The 11172-nt window shown below is 40.0% G+C and carries 10 protein-coding genes; 2 read left to right on the forward strand and 8 right to left on the reverse strand.

Features of this window, described 5'->3' with window-relative positions:
* Window positions 1-8 precede the first annotated feature (8 nt).
* Entirely contained in the window at window positions 9-461 is a 453-nt protein-coding gene (locus tag R2R35_RS03375; protein ID WP_317733084.1) for a DMT family transporter, read from the forward strand.
* A 94-nt stretch (window positions 462-555) separates the two neighbouring features.
* Here the strand turns inward: R2R35_RS03375 and R2R35_RS03380 are convergent, their stop codons facing one another.
* The 3 genes from R2R35_RS03380 to def all read right to left on the reverse strand — a co-directional run bounded on the left by R2R35_RS03380 (window position 556) and on the right by def (window position 5118).
* Complete coding sequence (locus R2R35_RS03380; RefSeq protein WP_317733086.1) at window positions 556-1977, reverse strand: phosphoglucomutase/phosphomannomutase family protein; 1422 nt, start codon at window positions 1975-1977, stop codon at window positions 556-558.
* A 41-nt stretch (window positions 1978-2018) separates the two neighbouring features.
* Window positions 2019-4499, reverse strand: coding sequence for a GH36-type glycosyl hydrolase domain-containing protein (locus R2R35_RS03385; protein ID WP_317733087.1), 2481 nt, complete (start codon window positions 4497-4499; stop codon window positions 2019-2021).
* 220 nt (window positions 4500-4719) lie between these two features.
* The gene (def, locus tag R2R35_RS03390) at window positions 4720-5118 is read right to left on the reverse strand and encodes a peptide deformylase (protein WP_317733088.1); all 399 of its coding nucleotides are present in this window, start codon (window positions 5116-5118) and stop codon (window positions 4720-4722) included.
* Window positions 5119-5335: 217 nt separating this feature from the next.
* Between def and R2R35_RS03395 the strand changes: the two genes are divergently transcribed.
* Window positions 5336-5683, forward strand: a complete 348-nt coding sequence (locus R2R35_RS03395; RefSeq protein ID WP_317733089.1) for a YmaF family protein — start codon at window positions 5336-5338, stop codon at window positions 5681-5683.
* 226 nt (window positions 5684-5909) lie between these two features.
* On the opposite strand, the gene R2R35_RS03400 is transcribed toward R2R35_RS03395, so the two are convergent.
* From R2R35_RS03400 to R2R35_RS03420, 5 genes are all read right to left on the reverse strand, one after another.
* Window positions 5910-6596, reverse strand: a complete 687-nt coding sequence (locus R2R35_RS03400) for an ABC transporter ATP-binding protein (protein WP_317733090.1) — start codon at window positions 6594-6596, stop codon at window positions 5910-5912.
* The gene (locus tag R2R35_RS03405) at window positions 6596-7705 is read right to left on the reverse strand and encodes an ABC transporter permease (protein ID WP_317733091.1); all 1110 of its coding nucleotides are present in this window, start codon (window positions 7703-7705) and stop codon (window positions 6596-6598) included. The genes R2R35_RS03400 and R2R35_RS03405 overlap by 1 nt, the downstream gene beginning before the upstream one ends.
* 86 nt (window positions 7706-7791) lie before the next feature.
* Window positions 7792-8679: a VIT1/CCC1 transporter family protein gene (locus R2R35_RS03410; protein WP_317733092.1), complete on the reverse strand. Its 888-nt coding sequence runs from the start codon at window positions 8677-8679 to the stop codon at window positions 7792-7794.
* A gap of 440 nt (window positions 8680-9119) precedes the next feature.
* The gene (locus R2R35_RS03415; protein ID WP_317733093.1) at window positions 9120-9926 is read right to left on the reverse strand and encodes an SDR family NAD(P)-dependent oxidoreductase; all 807 of its coding nucleotides are present in this window, start codon (window positions 9924-9926) and stop codon (window positions 9120-9122) included.
* 54 nt (window positions 9927-9980) lie between these two features.
* A complete protein-coding gene (locus R2R35_RS03420) occupies window positions 9981-11096 on the reverse strand; it encodes a GerMN domain-containing protein (RefSeq protein WP_317733094.1) in 1116 nt (371 codons plus the stop codon).
* Between the last annotated feature and the right edge of the window lie 76 nt (window positions 11097-11172).

Genomic DNA, 11172 nt, shown 5'->3' on the forward strand with positions numbered 1-11172 from the left:
GAAAAATTATGTTTATAATCTATTTGATAATTTCTGTACTGGCAGGTGTTTCCGTGGTACTGGGCAGAATCCTGAATGCCAAGCTGGCAGAGCAGATTGGTACAGTACAGGCAACTGTAATTAATTATGTTGTAGGAATCTTTTTCTCCATTCTTATTTTTTTATTTCTGGAAAGAGGAATCTCCCTAACAGCACCTTCCATTCATATTCCTATTTGGGCTTATCTGGGTGGTATATTGGGGGTTGTAATTATAATGGTTTCTAACTACACTACTCCCAGAGTTCCCGCCTTCTATCTTACCCTTTTAGTATTCTTAGGACAGCTTGCTGTTGGTATTCTGATTGACTGGCTGGTAGCTAAGGAATTTTCTGTGTATAAACTTATCGGAAGTCTTTTTGTAGTATGCGGGTTCACCTATAATCTGCTCTTAGACCGAAAACCGGCAAAAGAAGTCAAATAAATTGATTGCATTTCTGCCTATCCTGAGCGTATAGGTTAAATTTAAAACAACGTTTACGCATGGACAGGCAGAGGTAATTCAGTCTATTCGTCTGTTAAAGACTCAGATATTCTTCTACCACTTCACAGACTAACCTTGCCTGCCCTGTTTTAGGCATTTCACAGAATATACGCAGTAAGGGTTCCGTGCCGGAGAATCGTATGATAACCCACCCACCGTTCTTAAAGTATACCTTACAACCATCCAGGTAAGATACCTTTTCTATATCAAAGGGCATGGGAGGTAAGCTTCTCTCTACCATAAGGGTATGATAAATTTCCTCTTTTCTTTCCTGGCTGAATTTATAATCCTTCTCATCCAGATAGTAAATTCCGTATTCCTCCTCTATTTCTTTTGCAATTTCTGAGAGCTTTTTACCCGTTACACAGATCATTTCCACCAGCAACGCTGCCGCATAGATTCCGTCTTTCCCGTTAATATGACCGGCTACCGTAAGTCCTCCGGAGGATTCACCGCCTATAATTGCACTGGCTTCCTTCATTTTGGCTGAGATATATTTAAATCCTACAGGTACTTCATAACACTGTTCTCCAAAACTCTCTGCGACACGGTCCAGCATATGAGTGGTTGCAAGATTTCTTACTGCCGGCCCTTTCCAGCCTTTATACCTGACAAGGTAATAATACAGCAATACCAATATATCATTTGGGTGCAGGAATTTTCCCGTATCATCAATTACACCGATTCTGTCTGCATCCCCATCTGTTGCAATTCCAATATCAGCACCTTTATCCAGTACTGTATTTTGAAGACTTCTTAAAGTCATGGCAGTAGGAGAAGGCAGCTTTCCTCCAAAGAGGGTATCATGCCTCTCATGTATGGTACTCACATCGCATCTTGCAGTAAGCAATATGGTCTTTAAGGAGGTTTCACTTACCCCGTACATAGGATCCAGCACTACTCGTAAGCCTCTTTCTCTGATAGCTGCCATATCCAATGTACTAATAATATTATCCAGATATTCATTTAGGGGATTTATTTCCACTGCCATTCCCAAGGATAAAGCATTATCATATTCCAGAGCTTTAAGGCTATTTCCTGCCGCACCTTCCAAACTCTCTATGTATTTTTCAATATCAGCCGTCTGTACCTCATCTGCATCCCTGCCCCCGTAGGTAAATACCTTGATACCGTTATAGATAGCCGGATTATGACTGGCAGTGACCATCATTCCATAATGATACTCATGTTTCATACAATAGTACATAATCAAAGGTGTCGGTGAGGATCTGTTTATTAGAATAGTTTTAATACCTTCCGCAGTTAAGACTTCTGCTGCCCATTTCATCGCTTCTTTTGAAAGAAACCTCCTGTCATAGCCTAATACGATGCCCTCTGAAGCTACCCCTTCGGCCTTCATTTTATCTGCCATTGCATGGGCCAGAATCTGTATATTTGCTTTTGTAAAATCTTCCCCTATAACAGCTCTCCAGCCTCCTGTACCAAATTTTATCATTTTCTCCTCACATTCCACCGCTTACAGCGGCAATACATTTCTTATCCCATCACTACTGTGACATAATTTGTGCTGCCCTTTTCCTGCAGGGGTATTTCCATTCCCTGGTTGCTTTGCATCTCAGAATAATCAGCAGTCTGTAATATTGCCTTTCCGGATATATGATGTTCTATTTCTTCTCCCTGCTGTTTTATGGCAACATCATTGATCCGTATTTCCTTCACTCCTTTCATAACTCCATCAGGGTTCTTAACCGTAATATGATAGAGAGCTCCTCTCCATTCACGGGTCACCTTAAACTCCTTCCAGTCCGCCGGAATACAGGGATCCAGGATTAAGCCATAAAATCCTGGTCTGATGCCCAGCATATATCTGGTGGCAGAAAAGTATGCCCAGCCGCCGGTGCCGGTCATAAAGGGATGTCTTGCCCTTCCAAAGGCAGTATGTTCCTTGCCCATAATAAACTGGCAATAGGAATAAGGCTCTGCTTCTCTGATTTCTATCTTATCATTCTGATTATAGGGAGATAAGGCATCATAGAATTTCATTGCCCTGTCACCTCTTCCAAGACGGCACTCAGCTGCCCAGGCCCAGGGATTGGGATGAGAAAAAATTGCACCATTCTCTTTTACTCCCGGATACACTCTGGTGATAAAGCCGATATCTTCATCGGGAACCGTATAGGAAGGGCCATTAAGCATTATGCCATAAGGTGTGAACAGGTATTTATCCACGGAATCCATGGCTCTTCTTCCCTTTTCACCATCGGCGGCTCCGGATAATACTGCCCAGGCATTGGATTCCAGATGGATTTTTCCTTCTTTGTCCTCTGAGGTACCGATCTTTCTTCCTTTGCTTGTTATTCCTCTGATATACCATTCTTTATCCCATAATACTTCATCACAGGCTTTCTTAACCTGTGCTCTCATCTCCGAGTATTTCTGAACATCTTTCGTTATCTTGAGATAAGCTGCTGCTTCCAGAAAATTACCCAAAGCCCAGTAATGCAAAAAGGATACCATTGCGCTTTCTCCACCGCCTAAATTCAGGCAATCATTCCAGTCAGCTCTTAATCCTTTGCAGATTCCGGAAGCTCCTATCTGCTCATGAGAGAAATCGAGTATGCGGGTCATATGCTCATATACTGTTCCGCTGCCGCCGTCCGCATAGCTTAATTCCTCTGAAAAGAAGGTATACTCACCTGTTTCTTTTACATACTCAACAATGGAACTGACAAGCCACAGCGCATCATCGGAGCAGGCATCTTTTATTCCATGCACGATACTGTTCTTATCCGGTGCCGGTATTACTGTGGGTGATTTAAAAGGCTTAACCTGCGTATCCGGGTCAAACCACTCCGGTTGGAACAGATGCAGTCCGTACCCTGTGGATACCAGACCTCGTAAAAGCTCCACCAGCCTTTGACGGCATTTAGTAGGATTTGAATGCGGAACGGTCATGGCATCCTGGGCAGTATCTCTGTAGCCTAAGCCAGTCCTTCCTCCCACTTCTATAAAGGAGGCAAACCTTGAGAACATTACATTGATTTCCGCCTGATACAGATTCCAGATATTAATCAGTGTATTCATCCCTTCATTGGGTGTTTCAATTTGAAGTTTCTTCCGTTTCATCTCCCAGAAGGCAGCGAGTTCTTGAAAAGCCCTATCAACCTCTGCCAGGTCCGAGTATTTTTTTCTCATACTCCTTCCGGTTTCCCTGTTTCCTTCACCTAGCATAAATATCAGTCTTTTGGATTCGCCGGGTTGTAAACTAATTTTTTTATGTAAGGAACCACAATGATTTCCGCCTTTTTCAAAGCTTCCCTGACATTTGCCCTTTTCAACTGCCAGCGGATTTGTCTCTGTCCGGTATAAACCGATGAATTGATCTCTTAAGCAGTCAAATCCGTCAGGTTCAAAGCTTCCGGTAAAATACTGATATCCATATTCTTCATAGAACAGGTCGTGTTCTATGATTCCGTCTTCATAAGAGGAGCCAGCCGCATAATTGCTCATCTGGTAATTCCGGTTATCCATATCAATGTGGTGATAGGAGAATTCCAGATAAGAAAATACACTTAATTCCCGTACTTCTGCACCGGTATTTTCTATGGTTACATCCCACAGTTCAACACTGTCTTCCAAAGGAATGAACAGCTTTTGCTCTGCTTTGATTCCCTTGTATTCACACTGATATCTGGTGTAGGACAAGCCATGGCGGCAGGTGTAGGCAGCTTCCTCCAAGGGTTTACCCACCGGCTGCCAGGAGATACTGAAATAATCTCCGGTTCTATCATCTCTGAGATAAACATAATGTCCCGGTCTGTCCATTGGTATACTGTTGGCACGAAAGCGTGTAATTCTGTGATATTCCGGTGTTTTGTAGAACATATATCCGCCTGCTGTGTGATTTACCACCGCGCACAAATCCTTTACCCCTAAGTAATTTGTCCAGGATGTGGGTAAATCCACACGCTCAATAACATACTCCCTGTTCGCATTATCAAAATAGCCATACCTCATAAAAACCATACCTCCTGATTTTATTACCTATTATTATATTGCAAGGCTGATGGAATCGGTATTGTCAGGAGTGCGAATATTTGTTTATAATTGTCCAGTATAAAAAGAAAAAAGAAGGATACTCCTATCGGACATATTCCTTCTTCTATGTTTGCTTCATATCTTATAATGTGACATATTCTATTACCTTATCCTGAAAAACAATACCGTCCAGATGATCCTATTCATGACACAGGCATTTAGCCAGTTCCCCCCTGGCTTTGATTTCAATTTCTTCTCCATACTCATTGAAAGCATGTACAATTACTATCTCTGGTCTTTTAAGTTTCCCCCATATTCCCGGAAAGCTCAAGCAGCCTTCAGTCACAAGCTGCTCTCCTTTTTTCTCGGTAATTACCGGATTCACAAGTTTTAATAACCCTTCTCCCATATCAGCAACCAACAGCCTTCGTAGAATACCGATTTGACAGGCCGCCAATCCGCCTCCGCCAGGCGTATGATACATGGTTTCTGCCATATCATCCAGTATTTCTCTGATATGGTCATTTACTTCTGTCACTGGTTTACTGACTTTACGCAGGATATCATCCTCAAACATTCTAATTTCCCTTAATGCCATATTGCTGCCCCCTGCTTATATCCGCTCTTGATTTACGCACACTTTCCTCAAACAAAAATACATTTTCGATTGGCTCATGAAACACCAGCTAATAAGTTTCATTCGTCCAACCTTCAATTGTCTTTTAATGTCATATTTTGTAACAAGGACAAGCACTTAGTCATATTTATAAATAAGAATTGAGATAATTCTAAATCTTTTTCAGGGGGTATTACTTGTGAGTTATAATAATGAAGATTACAGGAGACAGAAACATGTTCATGAAATCCAGGGAAGTGTTGAAATAGCTGAACCCCGCGAAGAACCACACAATCATAGATTTGCAACAGTATCCGGCGAAGCAATTCCTTATGGTGCTGGCGATCATTATCATGAGGTTGCATTCAGAACAGATTTTTATGAAGACCATTATCACGAATTCTGTGGAAGAACCTCAGGTGCTATATGCGTCGGAGGAGGAAGACATGTTCATTTCCTTGAATCCGTAACAACTGTAAACGATTGTCACAGGCATAAATTCAGAGTGGCAACTTTGATAGAGAATCCAATCGGCAAGAACTGTTAATTATAAGACATTAACGAAATGGGCTGTTTTAAAAATGAATGGAAAGCGGTAAGAAGTCTCTTGGTATCCTGTTATACGCAGCCCGAAGACAGGTTGCCGAATTTGTGTGTAAAAATAATGGGTAAAATTATAACACACAAATACAGTAAGGCATGTTTCAATTCGTGTAAAACAAAACCAAGAAGCTTCCTACCGTATCATTTAATATACAGCAGCTTTTGTAATATTATTTCTCTTTTGTAATAATACCATTTTCGATCCGATACACAGAATCCACAAGATCGAGAATCCTTTCATCATGAGTTACCATAAGTGCTGCTTTTTTATATTTTTTTGTTTCTTTCCTGATCATTTCCACTACCTGCCTGCCTCTGTCTTTATCAAGGCTGGCGGTAGGTTCATCAGCCAACAGTACGTCCGGGTGGTTCATAAGAGCTCTTGCAATGGCAACTCTTTGTTTTTCGCCTCCTGAAAGCTTGTCAGGATAATAGGCGGCTCTGTTATTCAGACCAAAGTCCTCCAATAGCTTTGCAGCATGCTCCTCCTGCTCTTTTTTGTCTTTACGGGAAGAAAGCCAGGTAATTAATTTTAACTGGTCCATCACTTTCAAATAGGGAAGTAATTGATGGGATTGAAATACAAAACCGATCTGTTCTCTTCTTACCTTATCCCAATGCTTTTTATTCCTGTCAGATAATAAAGTCTTACCGATTCTTACCTCTCCTGAGGTTGGACTCAGCAAAGCCCCTGCTATGGATAACAGTGTGCTCTTACCTGAACCAGAGGGTCCCACGATTGCGGCAAATTCACCATATTCAACAGAAAGGGATACGTTATTTAATACGATATTTTCTTCTTCCCCATCATGATAACTCTTTGTTATATTATTTAATTCTAAAGCATTATTCCCCATTAATCATTCCCTCCTATTGCTGTAAGCGCATCGACCCTTGCTACTTTTGCCATGGAAAACAGGCTGGTGAGCAGAGATATTAATATAAACAGGACGGATACAAGTGCTGCATTGGCCGGTGCCAGAACAAAAGGCATCGTAGGCGGAAGTGCACTTGCCATCGCAAAGGTAAGAATATTTCCAATTATCATACTAATTCCCGCTAACAACAACACCTGTGCTGTTAATGACCATACCAGCGTACTCATCTTAGCACCTACCGCTTTTAATACTCCGAATTGAGGAATCTTCTGCATGGTAGTAACATAGAAAAATACTCCAACAATAAAAGAGGATATCAATAGCAGAAATACAAGCATCATTAATATGGTGGATTGCTCCTGTGAGTGTCCGGGGATATTGCTTATAATTTCACTTTTTGCTAATACAATGGTATCTTTCAGGTCATTTTCTACGACATCTTTTAATTCCGCCGAATTTATTTCAGAATTGCTTATTTTGATGGCAGCCGCTTGATTGAATATGATATCTCTGCCCGTTGAGAGCTTTTGCAGCTCTTCATAAGTCTTTAAAGAAATAACACCTATGGAAGAATGACCATACATCTGATTCTTAGTAAAACCAACAACCTCCATTTCATAACCTGTTTGTGCATCCTTCAGCCGATCACCTATTTGGAAATCTTCTTCCAGAAACGAATTGTTTAGTACAATCTGACCGTCGCCTGTTATTTTATTTCCCTCAATAACCTCAGGCATCAAAAAAGCTTCTGTATCAATGCCCATATAGGTAATATCAAGTTTCGTTGTATCCTCGTTTCTTGTAGCTGCTGAACGGTTTATATTAATTGGTGTTGCATTGCTGGCAAATTCTTTTATTTTATTGAATTCTTCTTCTGTCAGTGATGATCTGGGTATCAGATTATCAGCTGAGTCCTCCAGAATATAATAATCAGCAGAAGCATTATCTATTGCAGAACTTGTTGCTGCCGACAATCCCTTTGCCAGACCGGATAGAAACAATACCAGGAATATCATCAATGTCAGCAATACCATAATAAGTGCATACCGCACCTTGTTGTGTTTTAATTCTTTCCATGCCAGAAACATTAGGCTCTCCTTCTCTTTAGGTTACGTTTTCTTTTTATACACTCATATCATATTTCATCTTTGTGGCCTCAATATGACCAGACCTCTTATATATCAATTCCAATAAATCTCTTGACCAGCAGTCCGATAATAAAAGAGGCCGCCGCTACGGATAAACTTATGACGCTCATCTCTGTAAATTTCTTTCGGAAGGAAATTGTTTTCGCCACTGAAATATAGTAATTAAATGCTGCAATTATAATTATTACAGCAACCAGCATGATAAACAAAGCAAGGATATACTTATTATCCGGCAGCAGCAGATAAGGAAGTAGTAACAAGACCACCGTAATAAAATAAGCAGCGCCTGTATACAAGGAGGATTTTAAAGGACTTTCTCCTTCTTCATTCTTAACGGAAAGATATTCAGAGGAAGCCATGGATAATGTTGCAGAAATTCCTGTAATAAGTCCAGCTAAAGTAATTAAGCGATTACTCTGCATTGCAAAAGTCCATCCTGCCAGGCTTCCCGTAAATTCAACCAATGCATCATTAAGTCCCAACACCATAGAACCGGCATATTTAAGCTTTTCTTCATCAATCATGGAAATCAGCTCTGTCTCATGTTCTATTTCATCCTCCATCAGTATTTTAATGTCCGGAATCAGTTCTGTCAGATCCTTTTCCAGTTTTTCTCTGGTACTTCCCTTATATTCCGTAAGAGCATTCTCCATCTTCTTTATTATAAAAGTATACCCCAATAACCTGGCAAGTAAGACATACCAGCTGACAAGAAACATATTGACTTTCACATCACGTTTCGTGTATTGCTTCCATATTTCATAATGCTTCTTCTCTTCCTCTGCAATTTTAAGTAAGGTTTCTTTGTCCTTTTTATCCTTTACAAAAGCTACTATTTTGGTGTACACGTAATATTCCATTTTTTCATCAGCCTGAAATTTCATTATTCTCTTCATCAACTGAATATCGCTCATACGAACTCCCTTCCCATTAATTCATTTTAAATGTGTTATTTGATTTATTTTATTGATTTATCTCTTCACATATCTTTTTGATCTGTCTATTCATTTATCTTTTATATTTATCTTTTTCAATTATCTTTTTTCATTTATCTTTTTCAAGTATCTTTTTCAAGTATCTTTTTCATTAATCTTTTTGGTATCTTAATTTGCAATTATCTGTCTGACAAAGAATTCATAAAATCAAAATACATATTTCATGTTTTATTATCATTTTACACAATTTAATTTTACTCTATTTTAATTCAGTGTCAATAGTAAATTGCATTTTTAAGTAAAAAAAAGAGGTATCGCAAGGCTTATGTCCTGCTGATACCTCTAGTTATAGAAAAGCAAATAAAGTTTAAATAGCTGTTACCTGTATTAATTGAACCTTCCCCATGACCGACCGCTGTTTACTTAAGCTGCTCCTTTGCCGGTTTCCCGCTTCTAAGCTTTGACTGGATCTGATTAATCATATTCAGTGCAAGTCCTCTGGGTGAAAGCTTAATGCCTAACACCAGCAGCTTATTTGCGATTCCCTGAACAGCAACCGGTTTTCCTTTCATCAATGCCTTATAGCCATAAACTGCCACCTCTCTTGCTCCTGCTACTTTAAGGGAATGAAAGAGCCTGGAGTTCATAAGCCCGGCTGAATCTTCAAAATTTGTTGCTGTGGGTCCTGGACAAAGTGCCGTTACAGTTATTCCGCTTGTCTCAAGTTCTTTTGATAAAGCCTGAGAGAAGGACAGTACAGCTGCCTTAGAGGCATAATAAACAGACATATTAGGCCCTGGCAGAAATGATGCGGTAGATGCAAGGTTTAGGATTTTTCCTTCTTTTCTCTCATGCATATCCGGAAGAAACAATCTGGTCATATGCATCAGGGCAGTAACATTAAGCTGTATCATAGCAGCTTGTTTGTCCCAGTCAGAATGGAGGAACTCCATATAATCACCAAAACCTGCGTTATTCACAAGGATATCAATTTTTCTGTCCTTTAATTCGTTATATATTTCTACTGGCGCATCTTTTAGGGTCAGATCCTTTTCCAGTATGGTTATATTTGTCATATACCTTTTCGTTAATTTCTTTCCCAGGTCCATAAGCAGCTCTTTACTTCTTGCAACAAGCACCAGGTCATAGCCTTCTCTGGCAAACAGAATCGTCAATTCCCTTCCGATTCCCTTAGAAGCTCCGGTTATCAATACAGTTTTAGACATATATACCTCTTTCTGCAATAAAATACTATCTTGTTCTTATAATATTACTGCTGTTTACCGATTAACCTTTAAGGTCTCTCCTTCTTCCATAAGCACATGGCCGGATTCGTAAGGTTTCTGATTCACTGTCAGGTATACTTCACTGGCATCATAATAACTTCCAAGGGTATCTGCTACTGCTCTCAGAATATAGGACTCAAAAGCTACGCCTGCATTCATTTCCGTAACAAATTCCCCTGAAAAATCCACATAAACAACACCGTCATCCCCCTTATACAGGCTGTTTATTTTCGTATTTTCACTGATTAAGCCCACATTATCCTTATACTTTGCCCTGAACAGCTCCTGCATCTTAAGTCTTGTAATATCATTTGTCTGAAAGCTTATTGATTTGGATTCTTCTATCTGCTCTTTGTCAATATCAGGGTAGTATACCGTGATATTTTGAACCAAAGGTGTTTCTTTTATTTCCTTAAGTACTGACGTTACAGTCATACTGCTATCCGCACTCGTATATACTCTTTTTAACAACCCAATATCTTTTGCATAATACTCTTTGGTAGAACCTTCTGATTCTTCTGTAGTAACCTCAATTGTATTATAATCCCCATAAGGTGTGCTGATATTCTTACCGGTTTCAGAAATAAAACGTTTTCTTCCGTCAGGTAAAGTCCATTCCGTTCCTTTAACAAGTGGCTCTTTTAGCAAAATCTCAGGCTCTTTGTCACTATTGTATTGCAGCAGGTTGTCTCTGTAATAACTTTCTTCCTTCGATGTAATAACAGCCAGTGTGCCATTGCTGATTTCCAGAACCTGAACTACTTCTGTTCCCCCATTGTCAGTACGCAGCTGCAGCCTTTTGCTGTCCTTATCCTGATAATCGGGATAGTTCCAAAAAGAGGCGTACTCATTTCCTTCCCCTTCGTAGAAATACTGCTTATTTTCCCGAAAAGGAAAAAAATCGCTTAGGGAAGCCTCTGTTGCCGGCGCCGCTTCCGTGACCTCCGGAGTTACCGATACTTCCTCCTCGCTGGTTGTGGGTGTTACTGTCTCTGTAACCGTTCCTTCCTGAACCGGATTATTATTATCGTTTCCTTTTCCTTTGCAGGCTGATAATAATACTACCATGCAAAGCAATATGAAAATGATTGAAGTTTTCTTTTTCGTCATATTAAATCACCTGTTTCCTTTCCCTTAACGTGCACTAAAAGATGCGGTTAGAACGTGCGCCTACTGGAGCGTACTA

Source organism: Anaerocolumna sp. AGMB13020, assembly GCF_033100115.1.
Classification (GTDB): Bacteria; Bacillota; Clostridia; order Lachnospirales; family Lachnospiraceae; genus Anaerocolumna.

Excerpts from the sequence above, each read along its gene's own strand:
- R2R35_RS03375 (WP_317733084.1), top strand. The coding sequence starts at position 9 with ATGTTTATAATCTATTTGATAATTTCTGTACTGGCAGGTGTTTCCGTG.
- R2R35_RS03385 (WP_317733087.1), bottom strand. The coding sequence starts at position 4,499 with ATGAGGTATGGCTATTTTGATAATGCGAACAGGGAGTATGTTATTGAG.
- def (WP_317733088.1), bottom strand. The coding sequence starts at position 5,118 with ATGGCATTAAGGGAAATTAGAATGTTTGAGGATGATATCCTGCGTAAA.
- R2R35_RS03405 (WP_317733091.1), bottom strand. The coding sequence starts at position 7,705 with ATGTTTCTGGCATGGAAAGAATTAAAACACAACAAGGTGCGGTATGCA.
- R2R35_RS03420 (WP_317733094.1), bottom strand. The coding sequence starts at position 11,096 with ATGACGAAAAAGAAAACTTCAATCATTTTCATATTGCTTTGCATGGTA.
- R2R35_RS03415 (WP_317733093.1), bottom strand. The coding sequence starts at position 9,926 with ATGTCTAAAACTGTATTGATAACCGGAGCTTCTAAGGGAATCGGAAGG.
- R2R35_RS03400 (WP_317733090.1), bottom strand. The coding sequence starts at position 6,596 with ATGGGGAATAATGCTTTAGAATTAAATAATATAACAAAGAGTTATCAT.
- R2R35_RS03410 (WP_317733092.1), bottom strand. The coding sequence starts at position 8,679 with ATGAGCGATATTCAGTTGATGAAGAGAATAATGAAATTTCAGGCTGAT.
- R2R35_RS03380 (WP_317733086.1), bottom strand. The coding sequence starts at position 1,977 with ATGATAAAATTTGGTACAGGAGGCTGGAGAGCTGTTATAGGGGAAGAT.